Raw genomic sequence first — 20,321 nt, forward strand, 5'->3', positions numbered from 1 at the left:
CCTGCTCGTACGGACCCGCGCGGGCCTCTTGTGCGGGCCCTGTCCGTCTCGCACGGACTCGCGCCGGCCTCTCGTGCGAGCTCCGTCCGGCCCGTCCGGACCTACGATGAGGCCCACGTCCTGGCCCTGACCGGCCCCGGCGGTGGCCGCCTTCGCTGAACGCCTGTCGGGGCGGTCGGCATCCGCCGCGGGTACGGGCGCGGCCGCCGTGACGCTCACCGGAGTCGCGCTCCCCGCCGCGACTGTCGCGGCCGGGTGTGGCCGGTACGCGACCCGGCCCGCCCCGGCCCGTACCGCGGGCGCGTACTAGTACTCAGTACGGGGGTTCTCAGGAGTCTCCACCCCCGTCAGCCCCGACCGTCGGGGCGCCCTCCACCGGAACGGGGGCCCCGAGCGCGTCCCACCTCCGCGAGGTCCTCGCCGTCCGCCAGCCGTGCCCGTACCGTCACCCTGGCGTCCCTCGGCGCGCGGGCCGCGAGGAAGCGGCCGCGCTTGCGCTCGTCGACGTCACCGGTCACGGTGATCCGGGTGACCTCACGGCTCCCGGCGGCGAGCAGGAACCGGTGTCCCGACCCGGACGTCCAGCGGGTACTGGCCACGACATGCTGGCCGAACCGGCTGCAGGCGGCCGTCGGCCCCGCGCGGCCCACGATCTTCGCCTGTGACGTCGGGGATCCGGTGGACGTACGGAACTGGATCAGCACGCTGCCGGCGCCGCGCCAGGTCGAGGCGCGCACGCAGGACCACACGGCCCGGCCGTCGTCCTCGGGCAGCTCCTGCTCGGCGAAGTCCCACCGGTTGACCGCCCGTACGCCGCTCCCGTGCAACTCCGCGAGCCGGCACGCGCCCCGCGCCCAACTCACCAGCGCCGCACCGCTGGTGGCCTCGCGGGGTTGACGGGCCGGGGCGCCGCGACCGGGCAGCGGTGTGTAGCTGAGGTGCGCGGGGGTGAGCCCACCCAGGTCGGTGACGAGGAAGGCGTGCTTCTCCACGATCCGCCGGGAGGAACGCAGTTGGAGTACGGGCAGGTCGGTGCAGGGACCCGTGGCCGACGGGATGGCGACCGCCGTCGTGAGGCCCCCGCCGGAGATGTGGAGCGGGGGGCCGGGCGAGTTGGGCCGGAGCAGGTCGCGTGTGCCGGCCTCGGCGATCCACGGGGCGGTGAGATAACGGACCTTGCCGTCCTTGCGGCTGACGGCGACCGCCGCGGCCGTCGTCACGTCGGAGTCGTCGGCGCGGGCGAAGTCCAGGGACGCGGGCGCCGAAGCATCGTCCGGCTCCCCGTAACGCACCACGCGGCGACCGTCGTAGAACACCACGACAGCCTCCCCACCCACCTCGCCGGCGTACAGCAACTGCGTTCCCCTGGGCGGCGGTTCGGTGGTCGTGGCCGCCGCTGCGCCGACACGAGTGCCGCGCGGCGGGTCGGTCCAGGCGGAGAGGGCGCGCGTGAGCAGGGGGCGGTCGTCCACGCGGGAGCCGCGGGCCGGCCATGCGCTGAAGTCCACCCGCGAGGTGTCGGCCCAAGCGGCGGGCGAGGTGCGGAGCAGGGCGTCGGCGCTGATCGCGGGGCGCCCGCCGGAGGGGCGGGACGGCTCGTCCCGGGGCGCGGAGCCGAGCGATACGAGCGCCACACAGCTGATGGCGGCGATGCCCGCGGCGCACCCGACGAGACGGAACCGGCGTCTGCGGCGCAGCAGATCGGTGGGCCGGGTCTGGACGGAACAGGCGTCGAACTCCTGTGACTTCAGCAGCGTTCCGGCCGCGTCGCCCACCGTCTCCTCGACCCGGGTCGCGGCATCCAGCGCCTTCGCCGCGTCGGCCACGCCCGCGGCGGCGAGCAGGTCGGCTACCTCCGCGCGGGGCAGTCCGTCGAGGCGGCACAGCACGAAGGCGGCGCGGGCCGGCGCGGACACCTCCGACAGGAGCCGCGCCAGCGCGATCTCCTCGGTGCCGCCGGCGCGGGGGAAGAGGCGCAGCCCCCAGACGACGGGCAGCGCGGGCCGCAGGGTGCGGGGCGGCGGCACACGGGCCGGCCATCCGCGCGGGCGCCGCTCGTGCGCCAGCGCCGCGCACAGCACCCGCCCCGTCACCCACGCCGCGTCGGCCCCGGACGACCAGGAGGCACCGGGTCCGCGTGCGCCGCGCCGGCTCTCCTCCCGCGCCCCGCCCGCCCTCGGCATCGGGACCCTCGGCGGCGCGTACCGCGCGCGGAAGCCGGGCAGCGCGCGCTGCACCAAGGCGTGCGCGACCAGGACGCGGCGGTGACGGCTGAGAGCGGTGGGCAGGGTGAGATACGCGAGACGTACGAGCCGGGTGTACCGGTCGAGGATGACGGCCTCGGCCTGGTCGAGGGCCACGGGCTCGGTCCTCTTCGCCCGGCGCCGCTGCGATGTGCTCATCGGTCAAGAGGCCTTCCGAAGGCTGACGACGTTCCGTCCTGACCTCCGTCAAACGAGTGAATCCTGCGATGGTCACAGCAGGAGGCGGCGGGAGCAGGAGCCGGGGCACGGCACGGCGGGGCCGGTAGCGTGACGCCGTGATCGAATCGGCGCGGCGCCCCCTTCTACTGGCGGTGGGCAGTATTGGTTCCTGCCGAGTGCCCCAAACGAGCTGTCACGTTGAGTGACTCCTTCCACGTCGCGTCAACGGGTCAACTGTGCTGAAGCCCAGGCCAGTAGGATCGGCGGCTGTTCGAAAGTGGTGGGGGCAAGGTATGGGCTTTGATGGGGCTGGCTTCTCTTTGACCAGCGATGATGACGAGAGTGACTTCTGGGGAGATGCCGAAGAGGCCGCCGGGCTCTTCGTGCCGCTGGGGGACGGGTCACGGAGAGTTGCGTTGCTCGGGTGTTCGCCTCAAGGCGGTCTGCGGATGTGTATTGATCGCATAGGCAGCAAGCGAGCGCTGGCCGGCAATGCCAATCTCGCGTTCTTGGATTCATCGGGCGCCAGGATGGGGCAGTACTTCGTCAATGACGTGACGCCAGAGGCCGTGCGGCCCTCGACGAGAGGGGCGGACCTAGTCGATCTGTCCGTTCGTCTATGGTGCGACAACGCGCTTTCACAGTCCGAATGGCCGTGGGAGCTCATCCGCGCCGGACGGATGAACCGGGCCGGGTTGTGGCATTCCCTCGGCCCGGCTGGCCGTCGTGGTTGGCTGTCCGTGGCTCTGACGCGTCACAGCTTCCGATCCTTGCCGGATCGACCCTCCGGCGCCACGTTTCACCTGGACGGTGAGCACATCGTGGACGCGGACAGCTTCTACTGCGCTCTTGGCGAGGCCGTGAATGGGCCAGGCGGCTATTTCGGGTGGAACCTTGACGCTTTGGATGACTGCCTGCGCGGCCGCTGGGGTGCCGAGTCACCATTCACGCTGGAATGGCATTCCTCCAGCGTCGCTAAGTCGTCCCTTACTCAGCGCCACGGTCCGAGCAAGGAGAGTGGGTCGTTGTTCGAAGTCGCCCTGGAGATTTTCCGCGACCGCGGCGTTGACGTCATCTTTCGCTGAGTAGGGCACCGGGACAGCTATTCGGGGCTGGCCGGTGCCGAGTGTTTCTTCAGGCGGCTGGCTACGTAGCTGGCTCGGTCGCCGCCGTTGATGTGATGCCATTGGTATGCGGTCTGGTCGGCGAGGCCGAGCAAATCAGCGACGAGTTTCCAGTGGATGTTGTCGACCATGGCGAGGATCGCGCCATTGCGTGCGAGTCGGGCTGCGGGAATACCATGTGCGGCCAGGCGTCGGGCGAGTGTGCTCGCCGAGATCGGCTGGCCCGGCCGGCGGCCTGGGAACAAGTAGGGGTTGGGCAGGTGAGTGGCGGCGATCGGGCGGCGTTCGTCAATGAGCCTTCGGACCAGGGCGGACAGTCGCGGACGGAGCCAGAGGGGATCGCGGCCGACCTTTAGCCCGCAGACCGCGGGATCCGAGGGGTGATCGAGTACGTCGTCTGCCTTGAGAGCCACCAAGCGGGTGCAGTGCTGGCCGTACTGAAGGATCAGGCAGCCTGACACCCTGACCGGCAGCGTGATGCTCTCGTCGGTCTCGAGCCGGTGCGCGAGCACCACACGGTCCCGGTCGCTCATGATCGACCGGTCCTCGCAGTTGGCCAGAGCAGATACGGCCAGGTGCTTGGGAGCGAGCTGGTGGGCTGCGGCCCACGTCAGGAAGCGCCGGACTTCGCCTTGCCGGACGCGGTGTGCGGCCACCCAGCGGTCCACCAGTGGCTGCAGGCAGGTTCCGAGCGAGCTTCGATGGCCGCGAAGGTGGAGGCAGAGCTGACGCGCCACTCGTAGGTGGTTCGTCAAGTATGTCCGGGTGCCAGTCGTCAGGCTGCCTCGTTGATGGATCTGTCGGTGGGCCATAGGCAGCAATTGCCAGCGGGCATAGCGGACGAGCGCCAGGCGGTCGTCGCTGTCGGACACGTTCGTGAGTCGGCGGATGTCCAGCTGAAACTGGGCGAGTTGCTCGTCGCGCGCTGGCAGGATCTCGGTGAGTACGAGCAAATTTCGCAGATGCGTCACCGAGTTGGTTTGTGGGAGCGCGTCGAGAGCCTCGTGGCTGCAGTCGAGCTCCCCGGTGACCATCTTTCGGATTAGTTTCCCTCCTGCTTTCTGCCGCAGGTAGTCGAGCGCCGTGTGCGGGTTGTCATATCGAGCCAGCTCTTCCGCAAGAGGAATCAGCCGGGTGTCCAGTCGGTTTCCGGGAGCGGTGAAAGTCTCCTCAATTCTGATCTGGACCATGCATGCTGGGCAGCGTCCGCGGTGTTCAAGTCTGCCGAGGGAGCTGCAGGAGACGCACCGGTACCGGAGACGGACACCTGCGCATTCAGGACAGAGTGGGTCGCCATTGTCGGTGCGCTGGAAGACGACGGAATCCTGGTGGCATGTGGCGCAGGCAGCATGCGTGCTGAAGACAGCATTGGCGCAGGAGACGCAGATGGGCCCCTCCGGCCAGTGGCGATCGGCGCGGGACACGATCCCGCATCGGCTGCAGGGGACTCGCATGGCCAAATAGCACAAATGGCAGCGAGGAAGGCCGTCGACAGTGCGAACCGGTGCCGATGGACGACGCTCGCAAGTCGTGCAGAGCGGCGAAGGCCGAAGCCGGTTCCAGCACGCTCGACAGTACTGCCCTTGGGGCGTGCGGGCGTTGATACGACGGGCTTCGCCGCACCCATCGCACGGGTGGCGGTCGGTGCGTTCGCGGCAGGTGCTGCACTGTGGCCCGTCACTGGTCCGGCCGGCGACGCGGCGAACCTGCCCGCAGTCCCGGCACGCCTCCCTGCGTCCCTTCGCACGAGCCCAGCAGGAACCACAAAGTCGATCAGCCTGAGAGGTAACGTGCCGCATCCGGCTGCAGCCGGAGCACAGTTCGAGTGGTTGGCGCTGTTTCCAGCACCGATCACAGACCGGACCGGAATCGGTAATCTTTCGCGAGCGTTTAACTTCGCCACAGTCGATGCAGCTCCGCCGTCGACTGTCCCGCCAACACCGTTCGCATAAGGGGCGTCCTGCCTTGCGCGACACAATTCTGTTTTGCTGTCCGCAGGATTCACACGTTGTCGAGTCAGTAGGCACAACTCAGCTTTCGGCATCGAAGAAATCTGGCGACAGCATCGGAGTGTCCGGAAGAACCGGCCGCAGCCGAGTTACCTGCCCAGGATCCGGCGCCACAGGTTCTTCCGGCGTGATCGGGACCACGAGTTCCTCGAATGTGCACTCCAGGATCTGACACAGAGCCACGAGTAGACCGATGGCCACCTTGGGTGGTTGATCCGCTTTCACCAGGCGAAAGATGTAGCTGCGATCGAATTCGAAGCCGCGCTCACGAAGGGCTGGGACCAGCTTGGTAGTGGTGTACCAGTTCTTGCGGACGGCCATCAGCTCACGCAGGCGCCACTCGTACTGGGGCTGCAGCTCTTCCACGGCCTTGCGGCGTGCAGCATCGTTGGGGTCAGCCATCATGCCCTCCTGCGATTGCTGTGTGGCTCTGCGGGAGCCTCCTCGAACTCATCCTCCATCTGGGCCTCCGCATCGGCACGGGCGAATGCCTGGTGCAGCATCTTTTCCTCTTGAGCATCGAGGAATTCCCGCACTTTGAGGTTCTTGTAGTCGCTGCTGAGTGCCGTGTAGATGGCCGTCGTCGCTGCGTGGGAATGCCCAACCTGCTCGGTGACGAACTGCGTGTCATATCCGCTCTCGATGAGCCGGGTGACGTAGGTATGCCGCAGACAGTGCGGGTCCAGCTCCGCAGACAGGCTGGCCCGGTCACGCCAGGTCGCAAAGCGCGCATTCACAGAACGTTCGGAGATCGTCTCGTGGCGCTCGGTGGGGAACATGACGCCGTCGTCCGGCCGGTCAAGATAGAACTGCGGACGCACGTGGTCGAGGTAGAAGCGAACAGTGGCGACGGCCCATGGCCACACGGACACCACGGTCCGTCGCCGGGGCGGCTGCCCCGCACTCGCCTTGCCCCACCGCACCGATAGCCCGGCCAGGTCTCCGAACTCCGGCAGTTTCGCTTGGCGTCGCCAGTCATGCGTCTCCAGTCGGGCGGTTTCTCGACGCCGCAGTCCCCACGCGTAGGCGCTGGTGAACATCGCCACATCCCGGGCCGCGGCCAGCGCGCCTTTGTGTCCCTCAGCCTGCATCCGCTTGATCTCCGGATCCATTTGGGAAAAGAACCGCTTGATCTCCTGCCGCGTCAGCGGACGATTCCGGTTGGGCCGCCCCACGTAATCCTGCGAGTGCCGCACCGCATTGAGGTCACGTACCACCTGTGCCGGGAAGGTGCCGAAGAGGTTCAGGCACACTTCCTGCCACTGGTAAGCCGGGTTGGTGAGGTACTCCAAGTACAGCCGCAGAATGCGCGCTTTCGACCCCAGAGTGCCGCTCGTGTTGCCCGGCGCACACAGCGACATCCAACGGTCGAACAACGCGGCATTCCAGGCAGGCTCCCACGGATAGGCGTCCGCAACGGCCTGCACCTGCCGGATCACGCTTTCCCGGCCGTTGACCGTCGTGTCCTGCAGGTTCCTGGCCTTCTGGTGCTCGCGAAAGCCCAGAAGAGTGCTCTCGAACACAGCCTCCGCAGGCCGCAATATGGGCACGCCGGGAACGACGTACAGCGTCGCAACACCGGGTGCCGGCGCAGGACCACGCTGGACTGCACTGCGGCTGGCTCGACTCACCGATCACACTCCGTGCTCATTCATCGCGTCACCAGGTTGCCCTCACGTTGTCCGAGAGGCACCGTTGATGCATCACAGTCATCAGAACGAGGGATCAGGCAGCAGGACACGCAACTTGGCTTGCCGAGCCGTGGTAGAACTCGTCTCGAGATGCCACGCAGAACCTGCACTTCTCGCGTTCGCAAGCGGCATCATTGGTGCAGTGGAGTCAACACTGCCTCTTCTCTTCCTCGACATCGACGGACCCCTCATCCCGTTCGGAGCCTCGCCGCGGGACCTGCCCGGGGGCTACCCGACGTACGCCTCCCAGTCACCCGAGGACGACGGCGCCAACCCGTTGCTGGCCAGGGTCGATCCGTCCCTGGGTCCCCGACTGCTGGCGCTGCCCTGCACATTGGTGTGGGCGACGACCTGGATGTCGGACGCCAACGCATACGTCGCACCACGACTCGGCCTGCCCCCTCTGCCCTTGGTGGACTGGCCCGAGCCGTCACCTGACGACGGCCGGGACGGACTGCACTGGAAGACCCGCACACTCGTAGACCGCGCGGCCGGCCGCGCCTTCGCCTGGGTCGACGACGAGATGTCCGAGGCCGACCGGGCCTGGGTAGCGGCGCACCATCAGGGGCGGGCCCTGCTGCACCGGGTCGACCCGCGCCACGGCCTCCGCGACGCGGACTTCCGCACCCTGGACGCCTGGCTCCGCGCGGCGTAACTCCGTCCCGGTCGGCCGCTGTTGCCGTTCGGTGACACGGAAGACAGAGCTGTGACGCGGGCGAGGGCAACGAGTTCGCGGGGCCGCGGGTCGTATGGGGCGTGGGAAGGAAGAGCGGGACCGTCCGCCCTTCGACAAGCAGTCTGAACCGAACGAGCTGGGGGAAACAGTGGAGATGAACATGCGTATGAGCAAGGGACTGCTCGCGATGGGCGCCGCCTTGGCGGCCGCAGGTGTCGCCGTCGGCACGGTGCCCGCCGCCGCGGCCGGCACGCCCCGGTTCCTGGCCGCCTCCGAACTGCCGCCGCACGCGTCGTCGGAGTGGACCGCCGGCCCGGTGACCTCCGGACAGCCCGACCCGCTCCCGATGTGTGTCGGCGAGGCGCTGCCGTCGATCTCCGTGCACCGCGCCTACCGCACCGACCTCGACACCAACGCCCTTCAGGTGACCGTCGTCGAGCGCAACGTGCAGCGCGCCAAGGACTTCGCGGCCCTGCTGCGCAAGGACCTGGACGGCTGTGCGAAGAAGGTGATGGCCGAGAACCCCGACATCACCGCCCAGCAGAAGTACTACGGCAAGGTCGACGTCGAGGAGGGCGCCCACGTCTACGGCGTCCACACCACCGCGACGTGGGGCGCCTCCGACATCAACATGTTCTCGGTCGGCCGTGACGGCAACACCGTGACCCTCGTGCACTGGGGACAGATGGGCGGCTTCCCCGACGCCCAGGTCGCCGACTTCAAGAAGACCACCGCCACGGCCGTCAACAAGCTCTACTAGGAATTCTGCCGGGTGCGACGGCGCCGGGACCGATCTCGGCATCCCTCTGACGGGGTGGGAGAATCGGGCCCGGCAAGACCGCGCCCGAGCTTCCACGCCGGTGCGCCGGTCTCGTTGCACGAGGATTCGGCCGGGGTGGGCCCGGGCGCCGGGATCGCTTCCGGCCCCCGGTGGTGGGGAGGAACCGATGGTGCTGGAGTGGTGGGACATCGCCAAGGGGGCGCGTGCCGTTCCCGAACCCATGGCCACACCGTTCGTCTGGACGACGGCCTGCTCGGGCTCCTTGGTGCTGGTCATCACCTTCGACCTGCTCGGCGCGCTCGACCGCACCCGGCTCGCCCTCGCCGCGCTGTCCGTGCTGGCTGCCCTGGTCGGCACCCTCGGCCGGTTCGTCGCGGCGCCCGGCACCGCGGTGCTGTGCTGGGCGCTCCTGAACGTCTTCGCCGCCCACCCCACCGGCGAGCTCTCCTGGGCCGGGCACCGGGACCCCGGCTGGGTGGCGTGCCTGCTGGCCGCCGCGCTCATCGGCACGGCGACGGCCCGGGTCTGGTACGCCCGGGCCGCGTACCGCCGCCTCACCCCGTTCGACGGGACGGCCTGATACTCCCGGGGCCCACGCATCCGGCCTGACTTCCGTCGGAAGCGGGGCCCTCACCCTGCTCCGCCCCCGCGACTCTCGTGCGCCGCACGACCCCTTCGTAGACCCTTCATAGGGTGTCTCCGCACGGCACCTTTGCATGACCATGCGAGATGATGCATACTCTTCCTATGTCTAAGGTCCTCACCTCCCTTCCCGCCGGCGAACGTGTCGGCATCGCCTTCTCGGGCGGTCTCGACACCTCCGTCGCGGTCGCGTGGATGCGCGACAAGGGTGCCGTCCCCTGCACCTACACCGCCGACATCGGTCAGTACGACGAGCCCGACATCGCCTCGGTGCCCGGCCGCGCCAAGACCTACGGCGCCGAGATCGCGCGCCTGGTCGACTGCCGCGAGGCGCTCGTCGAGGAGGGCCTGGCCGCGCTCACCTGCGGTGCGTTCCACATCCGCTCCGGCGGCCGCGCGTACTTCAACACCACCCCGCTCGGCCGCGCCGTCACCGGCACGCTCCTGGTCCGGGCGATGCTCGAGGACAACGTCCAGATCTGGGGCGACGGGTCCACCTTCAAGGGCAACGACATCGAGCGGTTCTACCGGTACGGGCTGCTCGCCAACCCGCAGCTGCGGATCTACAAGCCCTGGCTGGACGCGGACTTCGTGACCGAGCTCGGCGGCCGCAAGGAAATGTCGGAGTGGCTGCTCGCCCACGAGCTGCCCTACCGGGACAGCACGGAGAAGGCGTACTCCACCGACGCCAACATCTGGGGCGCCACGCACGAGGCGAAGACGCTGGAGCACCTGGACACGGGTGTCGAGACGGTCGAGCCGATCATGGGCGTGCGGTTCTGGGACCCCGAGGTCGAGATCGCCGCCGAGGACGTCACGATCGGCTTCGACCAGGGCCGGCCGGTGACGATCAACGGCAAGGAGTTCGCCTCCGCCGTCGACCTGGTGATGGAGGCCAACGCCATCGGCGGCCGCCACGGCATGGGCATGTCGGACCAGATCGAGAACCGGATCATCGAGGCCAAGAGCCGCGGCATCTACGAGGCGCCGGGCATGGCCCTCCTGCACGCCGCGTACGAGCGCCTGGTGAACGCGATCCACAACGAGGACACCCTCGCCCAGTACCACAACGAGGGCCGGCGCCTGGGCCGCCTCATGTACGAGGGCCGCTGGCTGGACCCGCAGGCGCTGATGGTGCGCGAGTCGCTGCAGCGCTGGGTCGGCGCCGCCGTCACCGGCGAGGTCACCCTGCGGCTGCGGCGCGGCGAGGACTACTCGATCCTCGACACGACGGGCCCGGCGTTCAGCTACCACCCGGACAAGCTGTCCATGGAGCGCACCGAGGACTCGGCGTTCGGCCCGGTCGACCGGATCGGCCAGCTCACCATGCGCAACCTGGACATCGCCGACTCGCGCGCCAAGCTGGAGCAGTACGCGGGCCTCGGCCTGATCGGCACCGCCAACCCGTCGATCGGCGCCGCCCAGGCCGCCGCGACCGGGCTGATCGGCAGCATGCCGGAGATGCCCGAGGGCGGCGCCCAGGCCATCGCCTCCCGCGGCCAGGTCTCCGCGGAGGACGAGATGCTGGACCGCGCCGCCATGGAGTTCGGCACGGACTGATCCGCGTACGAGCCCGGGCTGACACGGTCCGGGCAGCGGCTGATCGCCACCCGCATTGCGGGGAGGGGCCGGTACGACGCCACGGATGTGGGCGTCGTACCGGCCCTTGCGCGTGTGGGCCAAGGCGCGGGGTGCGAGGTGCGAAGCGCGCGGTAGGGGGTAACGGGTGTGAGCGGACACCACCCGAACGAGCGCATTTGGTCCCGCGTACGGGGACTTGGCGCGGTGCCCGGCCGACCCCGCGGACCTGGCATCGAGCGCCGAGCGGCACGTCTCGCGCGGGTCGGTGGGCGCGACCGGCTGAGTTTTACGCGGGTGTAGAAGTTTGGCTAGGGTGCCGGGAACGCACCGCGACGACGCACCACCCGCATCTTCGGCACGACGCTTTGCACGGCATGGTCTCGCGGGCCCGGGTTCACTGTGGGAGGCATCTTGAAGGAGACGTCACGCCCGACCGGCCGTCACGCGATGCCGCTTCCCCCTCAGCGGCCCACCGCGACCCCGGCCACCGGCCAGGGCCAGAGCCAGGGCCCCGCCCCCGGAACGAGAACCGCCCGGCCCGGCGAACGGTCATGCGCACCCGGTACGAGGGGCAGCGCGGCAGACTTAAGGAGCGGCGCGGGAGGCACGAGGGGCGGCCCGTCGGACTCAAGGGGCAGCGCGGCAGAAGAGCGGCCGCCGAAGCGACGGGACGCGTTCTTCGACAACGCCAAGTACCTCGCGATCGTCCTCGTCGCGATGGGACACGCCTGGGAGCCGCTGCGCGGTGACAGCCGGGCCGCCGCTGCCCTCTACATCACCGTCTACACCTTCCACATGCCGGCGTTCATCGTCATCTCCGGCTACTTCTCCCGCAGCTTCGACGCGAGCCCGCACCGCATCAAACGCCTGATCACGGGCATCGCCGTGCCCTACGTGATCTTCGAGGTCGCGTACACGTTCTTCAAGCGGTGGGCGGGCGCCGACCCGGACTACCCCATCAGCCTGCTCGACCCCTGGTATCTGACCTGGTTCCTGGCCGCACTGTTCATCTGGCGGCTCACCACCCCGATCTGGCAGGCCGTGCGGTGGCCGCTGCCGATCGCCCTGGCCGTCGCCGTCCTGGCGTCCGTCTCGCCGGACATCGGCGACGACCTCGACCTGCAGCGCGTCCTGCAGTTCCTGCCCTTCTTCGTCCTCGGACTGGTCCTGAAGCCGGCACACTTCCAGCTGGTGCGCCGCAAGGAGGCACGCCTGCTGGCCCTGCCCGTCGTCGCGGCGGCGCTGGTCTTCGCCTACTGGGCCGCTCCCCGGATGAACGCGGCGTGGTTCTACCGCCGCGACAGCGCCCAGGAACTGGCCGCGCCCGGCTGGGCGGGCGGCGTGATGACGCTGGCCATGTTCGGCTGCTCGCTGGTGCTGGTCGCCTGCTTCTTCGCCTGGGTGCCGGGTCGCACGCTCTGGTTCACGGCCCTCGGCGCCGGAACGCTGTACGGCTACCTCCTGCACGGCTTCCTCGCCAAGGGATCCCGCTTCGGCGACTGGTACGACGCCGACTGGATCCACCGTCCGCTCGGCGAGGTCACCGTGACGCTCCTCGCCGGGACGGTGATCACGCTGCTGTGCACGCCGCCGGTCCAACGCATGTTCCGCTTCAGCATGGAGCCGAAGATGACCTGGGCCTTCCGGCAGGACACGGCCGACCTCGCCGAGGGCCGCACCACGGGCCGCGCCAAGAGCCACGCCAGGGCCCGCACCAAGAGCCACGCCAGGGCCCGCACCAAGAGCCGCGCCACGGGCCGTGAACAGGGCAGACGGGGCGGAAGAGCCGAGTGAGCCGCCCGGCCCGGCCGCCCGCCGTCCACTTCGAGCGCGTCATCGAGACGCCGCCCGCGGGCCGCCAGGCCCTCACCATGCTGGACCACGGCGACCGGCCGGTGGGCTGCCTCGAATACCAGATCTGCCACCCCTGCCGACGCGGATACATCGGCAACATCGCGGTCGCCGCCCACTGGCAAGGGCTCGGCCTCGGCCGACACGCACTGCACACGGCCCTCGCCCCGTGTCCCGGCTACACCTGGTCCACGTCACGGCAGTCCGCCGAGGGCAAGCGCTTCTTCACGGCCATGGCGGACGAGTTGGAGATCGCTTTCCCGCCCGATGGGGTGCGCTGCCCGCACATGGCGCCCTGACCCACGAACCAGTCGACACCGCATCGGGCCAAGGGCCCTCAGGTGCCGCGCAGCGTCGCGACGGCGATCTCCTCGAAGTCGCGCAGCAGCTTTTCCTGCCGTTCCGGGCGGACGACCAGACACGTCTCGACCCCGGGAGCGTCCGTGACGGGCACGTGCACGAGGTCGGGGCGCGAGTAGGAGCGGGCGACGCTCAGCGGTACGAGGGCGATGCCGCGGCCGGAGGCGATGAGCTCAAACTTCTCTTCGAGGGATGCCGTCCTCCGCGTCGGTGAGTCCAGCATGGGCCCGTCGGCCAGGTCGGCGGAGACGAGCTCGGCACGGTGGGCCAACGGATGCGTGGCCGGCATGCAGGCGACCCGGGGCTCGTGGCCGATGGGCACGACACGCAGACCCGTCTCGTCGAAAGGGCGCCGCAGATAACCGATCTGGGCCCGGCCGTCGCGGAGCGGCGCGTCCTGCTCCCACCAGCGCGCCGGGACGACGTCGGTCTCCACCTTCGGATGGAGCGCGGCGAACGCTCGGATCGCGTCCGCCACGTACAGGCCGGGGGAGAAGGCGACGGACAGCCGTTGCACGCCACGGTCGATGTCGTGCACGCGGCGTACGGCCGCCGCGGCGGCCGCGAGGATCCCCTGCGCCTCCTCGTGCAGCTGCTTGCCGGCCGCCGTGAGCTCCACGCTGCGGGTCGTGCGTACGAACAGCGCACACCCCAACTCCTGCTCGAACGAGCGGACTTGGCGGCTGAGGACCGGCTGCGTGATGAAGAGCTGCTCCGCAGCCCGGCCGAAGTGCCGGTGCTCGGCCACCGCGGCGAAGTAGCGGAGCTTGCGCAGATCGAGATCCATGCCCTCAGGGTATCAATCTCCTGAAAGGGTATTGGACGCCGCGGACGGCAGGCCCCGAGACTCGACACATGATCGTCATCACGACTCCCACCGGCCAGATCGGCGGCCGGCTCCTGGACATCCTGCTCAACGACACCCTCACCCGCGGGGAGGGCCTGCGCGTCATCGTGCGCGACCCGGCGAAACTCCCCGCGTCGGTCCGCGACCGCGTCGACGTGATCACCGGCTCGCACGGCGACGCGGAGGTCGTCGACCGGGCCTTCGCCGGCGCGGACGCGGTCTTCTGGCTCGTCCCGCCCGACACCCGGGCCCCGAGCCTGGAGGCCGTCTACTCGGGATTCACCCGCGCCGCCGCGGAGGCGTTCGTGCACCACAAGGTGGGACACGTCGTGGGCGTCTCCGCTCTCGGCCGCGGCACCCCCGTCGCGGGCCGCGCCGGACAGGTGACGGCCTCGCTGGACATGGACGACCTCATCGCGGGCACGGGCGCGGCCTGCCGCGCCCTCGCCAACCCGACGTTCATGGACAACCTGCTCCGCCAGCTGCCGTCGATCCGCGACCACGGCGTGTTCACGGACGTCGTCTCCGCCGACCGGAAGGCACCGACAGCGGCCTGCCGCGACATCGCCGCGAACGCCGCGGGCCTGCTGCTGGACCGCTCCTGGACGGGGGAGGGCGAGGTCCCGGTGCTCGGCCCCGAGGACCTGTCACCGAACGACCAGGCGCGCATCATGTCTGAGGTACTCGGCCGCCCGGTCCGCTACGAGCGGCAGTCGTATGACGACTGCCGTGCGGCGTTCGGCGCGTACGGCGCCGGCGACGCGTTCATCGAGGGTTACGTCGAGATGATGCGCGCCAAGGACGACGGCCTCGACGGCGGCGTTCGACGCACGGCGCAGACCGCGGGTTCGACGAGCTTCCGGACCTGGTGTGAGGAGGTGCTGAAGCCGGCGATCGGCGCGCGGACGGGTGAGGGCTGGGGTCAGAACCAGGGTTGAGGGCGGGGCCCGGCTGATCCGGGTCCGTCCTCGTAGCCGACGACACGTGGGCGTGGAATACCGTCGGAGCGGGGCGAGTTGGGGATCATGACGGGACGCCCACGATCGAAGGAGACCCGCGATGCCCCTCAGCGTCGAAGAGCGCGAGCAGTTCCTGGCCGAGCCGCACATCGGAGCGCTGGCCGTGACGGCGGGCGAGGGGCGGGCGCCGCTCACCCTGCCGATCTGGTACCAGTACGCCCCGGGCGGCGAGCTGTGGGTCATGACCGCCCGCGACTCCAAGAAGGGGAAGCTGATCGCCGAGGCGGGACGCTTCTCGCTCATGGTCGACCGCCTGGAGCCGACCGTCCGCTATGTGTCCGTCGAGGGCCCGGTGGTCCGGACCGAGGAGGCGACCATCGAGCAGTTGCGGGAGATGACGGCGCGCTACCTTCCGGCCGACAAGGTCGAGCCGTACGTGGAGGGCGCCTGGAAGGCGCACGGCGACGAGGTCGTCTTCACCCTGCGGCCCGAGCGCTGGTACTCGTCGGACCTCGGGGCCGTCTGACACCTCGACCCGGCCGACGGGCAGGGACGGAGACGGAGAAGGACGGAGACGGCGGGCTCTGAGGCGCGCCCCCACTGAGCGGCCGAAGTGGGGGCGCGCCTCGGTCGGTGTACGGCCCGGTGGCCATACAGTCGGCGACGGTCGTACGGTCGGCGGACGCGCGGTCACCGGGGCGCGCGGTCACCCGGGTGTACGGTCAACAGGCGTACGGTCAGCGGATGTTGACGTCGATGCACGCGTAGAACGCGTTGGACGTGTCGCCGATGTTCCACACCGCGAGGACCTTGTGCCTGCCGGTGGCGTTGCCGAGGTTGACCTGGTGCGTGACGGTCGCGGGCGGTTGCTGGTTGCCCCCGTCGATGGTGGCGACCTTCGTGCCGTCGACGAAGTACTCGTAGTTCGCGGTGCGATGACGGGCGGTGAACGTCCAGGTGAAGGTCTGCGTCCTGCTGACGTCACTCACCCGCCAGCCCTTGTTGTCGTTGTCGAGTTCCGCGAACCTGGCGTTGCCGCCGCTACAACTGCGCAGGCCCTTGGGCCCCTCGACGCTCTGCGGCTCGTACTTGATCTCGCCGCACGACACCGTGCCGGCCGCGCACTGCGCCTGTCGGCTCGCCGGTGCGTTCACGTAGCCGTGTGCGCTGGCCGAACCGGTCGGCAGCGTGAGAGCGAGGACCGGTGCCAGGCCGGCGCCGATCGCGGCGGCTATCTTCCGTTTCTTGTCCATGCGTACTCCTTCACTGCATTGCTTCATGGGGGTGTGCAGCGCGAAGTGCTCTTGTGGGGGGTAGGGGGCGGGTGGGGACGCGGGTGCGGGTGGGGGTGGAACGGGGAAGGTGTATCGGGGGTGGCCGCGCCGAATGGTGGGGCCACGTGGGCGCGACTGCTGATTAGTCCGGACCATAGACTTTGGCGAGCCGCGGTCAAGGTCGGTTTCGCGCCATGCGGAGAACCCTGCCGCCGGAGGCGGCGGCCGGCAGCATCGTGAGGCGCCGCAGCGCCTCAACGCGTCTTGTATGCACCGCCGTTGACATGCAGCACCTGACCGGTGATGTGACGCGCGCCGGGTGACGCGAGGAAGGCGATCGTCTCCGCGACGTCCGAGGGCGCACCGGCACGGCCCGTGGCGGTCGAGGCCACGAGCTGCTCGCGCCTCTCCGCCGGGAGCCGGTCCCGGAAGAACTCGGTGTCGGCGATGAAACCGGGCGCGACCACGTTGGCGGTGATGTCACGCGGCCCGAGGGTGTTCGCGAGGTCCAGATTCCAGGTGGAGAGGCCGGCCTTGGAGGCGCCGTAACTGCCGTACGACCCGGAGCCGCGGTTTGCGGCGATCGACCCGATGTGGATGACCGCCCCGCCGGGCGCGAGCCGGGGGTCCAGTGCCCTGGTGGTCAGCGCGGCGCTGACGAGATTCGCGTCCAGGTTGGCGCGGAAGGCATGTGCGTAGGCGATGAGGTCGGCTTCCCCGCCGAGCTCGAGGTCCGACTGTGACGCGGCGTCGAAGTCGGTGTTCCCGCCGGCGTTGTTGACGAGGACGTCGATCTGCTCCGGCAGCCGGGCGAGGAGGGCGGTGAGCGCCGCCGGCTCGGTGTGGTCGCACACCAGCCCGCGTATGTCCCCGTCGACCTCCGAGGCCTCCTTGGCCAGCCGGTCGAGCGGTTCGGGCCGACGGCCGGTGACGAACACGGTGTCGCCGCGCTCGGCGAAGTGCTGGGCGGTCGCGCGGCCGATGCCGGTGCCGCCACCGGTGATCAGGATGGTGCGTGCCATAAGCTGAACTCCGTACTTCATTGAGGCCTAAATTTAGAGCTAAACGTAGCATTGGCGGGGGCGCGAGGGGAGGCCTCGCGGAGGAGGGGGCGGTCGTGGGGCCGTGGTGCCACGGCTCATAAGGAACCCGATATGGGGGATGCATGAGAGATGCGCGGGGATGTCCCGACACGAGAGGTGAAGGTGCACGAGTGGTGAGGGTGAGGGTGTGGGGTTGATGGGATCCGGGCCGACGGAAGGGCGAGGTGAGGGAGTGGCCGGGCATGCCGGGGGAGGAGACGGTCCCGAGGAGGGGGCGAGCGGCGCAGGAGGTTCCGTGGCTCGTCGAAGGCTCGACGACGATGCCGCCGCACGGACTTCCGTACCCCGTGGAGGCCGGTACGACGCCGGCCCGCCTCCCGGCGACGCCACCTCGGCGTACACCGCGCGGGACATCGCCGCCGCCTGGGAGCGGGAGCGCCCCGGTACGCCCGCCACCTCGATCGGCATCGTCACGCCCATCTGGCAGCTGGCCAAACTCTTCGGTGACGACCGGCGCCGGGTGCTCGCCCGAGCGGGGGTGGACACCGCGACACTCGACCTGCTCAGCGTCCTGCGCCGCAGCGGGGCCCCCTACACCCTGACCACCCGCGAACTGGGCCACCTCTCCATGGTCACGGCAGGGGCGGTGTCCCAACGGGTGGCCCGTGCCGAACGCGAGGGCCTCGTCACCCGTCGCCCCGGCGAGGGCCGCCCGCGTACCGTCGACGTCACCCTGACCGACGCCGGCCACGCCCTGGTGGAGGCCACCGTCGACCAAGTGCTCGGCAGGGAGGCCGACTTGATCGGCGGCCTCACCTCGGGGCAACAGGCCCAGCTGACCGAGCTGTTGAGCATCCTGCTCACCGACGTCCAGCGGAGTCTTGGGGACGAGCGGATCACTCAGGTGGGCGAGGAGTGACGACGTCGGATCGCCGCGTGTGATTGCTGGCGGTTGCTAGCGGTTGCCCGCGGCGGACTGCGGTTGCCCACGACGGATGGCGACTGTCTGCGATGGGGAAACCCCGAGCCCGCCCTCACTGCCCGGATCTGCACGTGGTGATGTGCTGTGCAATGTGCACTGTCACCTGTACGCGGTGCGGAGCTGCATTGTTAACGGGGAATCGAACCCCTGCGTTGCTCTCCACGCGCCAGGAGTGAGCCGAAAACCGCGGCTCTCGGTGTGTGCACGCCTCCGGAACAGCTACCTGCTCCCCATCGCCTTCGGTTGGAACGCCCGAGTCCGCCGGACGGATCAGTCCAGCAGGTCGGCCTCCCAGTTCGCACGCTGAATGCGGACGTCGACCTCGCGGATGTCCCGCGCGAGCGCATCCGCCTGCCCGCGCAGTTCGGCCACGGGGAGAGCAGACAGCATCATCAGCTCGGACCGCAGCTGCCGGCCGTACCCGCGATCGCCGGTACCCGCCGCCGCGTCCGCGGCCGCGGTGACCACCGAGTGGCGCAGCCGCAGGACGTCCCGGCGCGCGAGCGCGTCGGTGAGCGTGCCGTCCTCGCCCAAGTCCACCGTCGCGTTGGTCCGGTTGATCCGCCGGATCAGTGACTCAAGGGTGTCCAGCGCCTCTCCGGCGTCGGACAGCAGCTGCGCGGCGTCCTCGGCGGGCGTCTCACCCTCCTGGTACCGCGCGCTGCTGACGACGCGCGAGCGCAACTGCTCCACGCGACGCGTCGCTTCCGCCCGCTCGGCCAGTGCCTCAGCAAGTTTCACCGTCTTCCCCCCGTTCACTGAGTTCGCAAGATCGCATGAGTATACGAACACGGGGATGAGGTGTGCGCACGGGTTTTTTCACCCAGGATCCGTCGAATGTTTTCTCCGGGATACGGAACGCCCCGGCTCTCGTGCTGCAACCGGCCGAGGAAGTCGGTCACGACCGCCGCGAGCGGCGCAAGACGGGCGAGAAGTGCCGCCGTTTCCGACGGGCCGGCGGGTGGAGGTCGACCTTCGGCGCACGCACGTATCAGCGCCTCCCGTTCCGCTCGCTCGTAGCCGTAGAGGCAGGTGATGAGCGAGTTGACGAGGTAGCTGAGGGTGTACGCGCGATCGTACGTTCTGTGCGCATCGAAGAAGTCACGTTCCGCGGGCGACAGATCGAACCGCGAGGAAAGCGCCAGCCCGAAGTCGGCGAAGTAGAGCCGCTGCCCATCGGTCAGGATGTTCTGGAAGTGGGCGTCGAAGTGGAGAAGCCCGCGGTCGTTCATGAAGGAGGTCCCGGCCACCAGTTCCTCCTCGATGAGGGCGCAGGCCCGGACGACCGCATCGGGGCCCATTCGCACCTGCTCGGCGAGCCAAGCGTGCAGGGTTTGCGGGATGTACTCGAGAAACAGCACAACACTCGATGAGGATTCCTTGAGGCTGGTTATACGGCGTCGTACGGAGCCGCCTCCGCCCCAATAGGCCACGGCCCGTTCGATGTCGGCGAGTTCCGACGGCAGGGTGACGGGTGCCGTGTTCGGGAGTACCCGCCAGTGATACATGAGCGGGAACCCCTGATGACCGCCTGAGAGCACCCAGTTCGTCGTCATGGTGTGCGCGGCAACTTCGCGCCACGCACCGAAGCCCGGCCCACCGATGCCGTATTGGCAGAAGAGGGGCAGCCCGAAGGTGTTCGCGGTGGAACGGAGATGATCCGGTTGCAGCTCCACGTCGGTGAGGGGCACGCGCTTCACGAAGACCGGCGTATCGGCGACTTGGAGAAGCGCGGAGCTCCCGCCGATGCCGGATCCGAGCGGTGAGGCCGTGTCCAGGAGGCGCTGGAGCTCGCGATCACTGTGCAGGGCGAGGTCGGTTGAGACGCGACTGTAGGTAGCGGGGCGGGGGCTGGGGTTGGGGTTGGGGTTTGGGTTGGGATGCATTGGGCGTGCCGCTTCCCTTCATCGACTACGGCGATTGTGCGGTGTGCGATGTGCGTGAGGGCCGAGGCGGGAGAACTACGGGCCCACTCGCCCCACCCCCACCCGGCAGGAAAGTTGCCGTCGCAAAATCCAGCCCGGGGGAACGAGGCACCTTGGATGTTCCGCCGAGAGACGTCGTCACCCATGGTTCGC

The 20,321-nt window shown here is 69.4% G+C and carries 19 protein-coding genes; 10 read left to right on the top strand and 9 right to left on the bottom strand.

What is annotated here, in order from left to right:
• Window positions 1–347: 347 nt before the first annotated feature.
• Window positions 348–2,402 carry a hypothetical protein gene (locus tag ACFYO9_RS18670; protein WP_358776995.1) on the bottom strand — a complete coding sequence of 685 codons (2,055 nt, stop codon included), beginning with the start codon at window positions 2,400–2,402 and terminating at the stop codon, window positions 348–350.
• A gap of 341 nt (window positions 2,403–2,743) precedes the next feature.
• Between ACFYO9_RS18670 and ACFYO9_RS18675 the strand changes: the two genes are divergently transcribed.
• Complete coding sequence (locus tag ACFYO9_RS18675) at window positions 2,744–3,508, top strand: barstar family protein (RefSeq protein ID WP_358776994.1); 765 nt, start codon at window positions 2,744–2,746, stop codon at window positions 3,506–3,508.
• A gap of 17 nt (window positions 3,509–3,525) precedes the next feature.
• Here ACFYO9_RS18675 and ACFYO9_RS18680 read toward each other — a convergent pair whose 3' ends face one another.
• From ACFYO9_RS18680 to ACFYO9_RS18690, 3 genes are all read right to left on the bottom strand, one after another.
• On the bottom strand, window positions 3,526–4,737 hold the full coding sequence (locus ACFYO9_RS18680; protein ID WP_358776993.1) for a hypothetical protein: 1,212 nt from the start codon (window positions 4,735–4,737) through the stop codon (window positions 3,526–3,528).
• Window positions 4,738–5,577: 840 nt separating this feature from the next.
• Window positions 5,578–5,961 carry a helix-turn-helix transcriptional regulator gene (locus ACFYO9_RS18685; RefSeq protein ID WP_358776992.1) on the bottom strand — a complete coding sequence of 128 codons (384 nt, stop codon included), beginning with the start codon at window positions 5,959–5,961 and terminating at the stop codon, window positions 5,578–5,580.
• Window positions 5,958–7,079: a site-specific integrase gene (locus tag ACFYO9_RS18690; RefSeq protein WP_358776991.1), complete on the bottom strand. Its 1,122-nt coding sequence runs from the start codon at window positions 7,077–7,079 to the stop codon at window positions 5,958–5,960. Before ACFYO9_RS18690 ends, ACFYO9_RS18685 begins: the two co-directional genes overlap by 4 nt.
• 310 nt (window positions 7,080–7,389) lie before the next feature.
• On the opposite strand from ACFYO9_RS18690, the gene ACFYO9_RS18695 reads away from it, so the two are divergent.
• The 6 genes from ACFYO9_RS18695 to ACFYO9_RS18720 all read left to right on the top strand — a co-directional run bounded on the left by ACFYO9_RS18695 (window position 7,390) and on the right by ACFYO9_RS18720 (window position 13,077).
• Window positions 7,390–7,902, top strand: a complete 513-nt coding sequence (locus ACFYO9_RS18695; RefSeq protein WP_358776990.1) for an HAD domain-containing protein — start codon at window positions 7,390–7,392, stop codon at window positions 7,900–7,902.
• Between the two features lie 187 nt (window positions 7,903–8,089).
• Window positions 8,090–8,683: a hypothetical protein gene (locus ACFYO9_RS18700; RefSeq protein ID WP_388666428.1), complete on the top strand. Its 594-nt coding sequence runs from the start codon at window positions 8,090–8,092 to the stop codon at window positions 8,681–8,683.
• Between the two features lie 187 nt (window positions 8,684–8,870).
• The gene (locus ACFYO9_RS18705; RefSeq protein ID WP_358776988.1) at window positions 8,871–9,284 is read left to right on the top strand and encodes a hypothetical protein; all 414 of its coding nucleotides are present in this window, start codon (window positions 8,871–8,873) and stop codon (window positions 9,282–9,284) included.
• A 167-nt stretch (window positions 9,285–9,451) separates the two neighbouring features.
• Window positions 9,452–10,906: an argininosuccinate synthase gene (argG, locus tag ACFYO9_RS18710; protein WP_355820422.1), complete on the top strand. Its 1,455-nt coding sequence runs from the start codon at window positions 9,452–9,454 to the stop codon at window positions 10,904–10,906.
• A gap of 468 nt (window positions 10,907–11,374) precedes the next feature.
• Complete coding sequence (locus ACFYO9_RS18715) at window positions 11,375–12,721, top strand: acyltransferase family protein (RefSeq protein WP_358777067.1); 1,347 nt, start codon at window positions 11,375–11,377, stop codon at window positions 12,719–12,721.
• Window positions 12,718–13,077, top strand: a complete 360-nt coding sequence (locus tag ACFYO9_RS18720; RefSeq protein WP_355820423.1) for a GNAT family N-acetyltransferase — start codon at window positions 12,718–12,720, stop codon at window positions 13,075–13,077. Before ACFYO9_RS18715 ends, ACFYO9_RS18720 begins: the two co-directional genes overlap by 4 nt.
• A 38-nt stretch (window positions 13,078–13,115) precedes the next feature.
• Here the strand turns inward: ACFYO9_RS18720 and ACFYO9_RS18725 are convergent, their stop codons facing one another.
• Window positions 13,116–13,925, bottom strand: a complete 810-nt coding sequence (locus ACFYO9_RS18725) for a LysR family transcriptional regulator (RefSeq protein ID WP_358776987.1) — start codon at window positions 13,923–13,925, stop codon at window positions 13,116–13,118.
• A 68-nt stretch (window positions 13,926–13,993) separates the two neighbouring features.
• Between ACFYO9_RS18725 and ACFYO9_RS18730 the strand changes: the two genes are divergently transcribed.
• Complete coding sequence (locus ACFYO9_RS18730; protein WP_358776986.1) at window positions 13,994–14,923, top strand: NAD(P)H-binding protein; 930 nt, start codon at window positions 13,994–13,996, stop codon at window positions 14,921–14,923.
• 121 nt (window positions 14,924–15,044) lie between these two features.
• The gene (locus tag ACFYO9_RS18735) at window positions 15,045–15,470 is read left to right on the top strand and encodes a pyridoxamine 5'-phosphate oxidase family protein (protein ID WP_355820428.1); all 426 of its coding nucleotides are present in this window, start codon (window positions 15,045–15,047) and stop codon (window positions 15,468–15,470) included.
• Window positions 15,471–15,681: 211 nt separating this feature from the next.
• Here ACFYO9_RS18735 and ACFYO9_RS18740 read toward each other — a convergent pair whose 3' ends face one another.
• Both ACFYO9_RS18740 and ACFYO9_RS18745 read right to left on the bottom strand, forming a co-directional pair.
• Window positions 15,682–16,197 carry a lytic polysaccharide monooxygenase auxiliary activity family 9 protein gene (locus tag ACFYO9_RS18740; RefSeq protein ID WP_355820430.1) on the bottom strand — a complete coding sequence of 172 codons (516 nt, stop codon included), beginning with the start codon at window positions 16,195–16,197 and terminating at the stop codon, window positions 15,682–15,684.
• A 275-nt stretch (window positions 16,198–16,472) separates the two neighbouring features.
• Window positions 16,473–17,240 carry an SDR family oxidoreductase gene (locus tag ACFYO9_RS18745; protein ID WP_355820432.1) on the bottom strand — a complete coding sequence of 256 codons (768 nt, stop codon included), beginning with the start codon at window positions 17,238–17,240 and terminating at the stop codon, window positions 16,473–16,475.
• Between the two features lie 433 nt (window positions 17,241–17,673).
• Between ACFYO9_RS18745 and ACFYO9_RS18750 the strand changes: the two genes are divergently transcribed.
• The gene (locus ACFYO9_RS18750; RefSeq protein ID WP_355820456.1) at window positions 17,674–18,180 is read left to right on the top strand and encodes a MarR family transcriptional regulator; all 507 of its coding nucleotides are present in this window, start codon (window positions 17,674–17,676) and stop codon (window positions 18,178–18,180) included.
• Between the two features lie 333 nt (window positions 18,181–18,513).
• Here ACFYO9_RS18750 and ACFYO9_RS18755 read toward each other — a convergent pair whose 3' ends face one another.
• Both ACFYO9_RS18755 and ACFYO9_RS18760 read right to left on the bottom strand, forming a co-directional pair.
• On the bottom strand, window positions 18,514–18,984 hold the full coding sequence (locus ACFYO9_RS18755) for a DIP1984 family protein (RefSeq protein WP_355820434.1): 471 nt from the start codon (window positions 18,982–18,984) through the stop codon (window positions 18,514–18,516).
• Between the two features lie 14 nt (window positions 18,985–18,998).
• Window positions 18,999–20,129: a protein kinase family protein gene (locus ACFYO9_RS18760; RefSeq protein ID WP_358776985.1), complete on the bottom strand. Its 1,131-nt coding sequence runs from the start codon at window positions 20,127–20,129 to the stop codon at window positions 18,999–19,001.
• Between the last annotated feature and the right edge of the window lie 192 nt (window positions 20,130–20,321).

Origin of the sequence: Streptomyces sp. NPDC005863, assembly GCF_042871345.1 — a bacterium.
GTDB lineage: Bacteria > Actinomycetota > Actinomycetes > Streptomycetales > Streptomycetaceae > Streptomyces.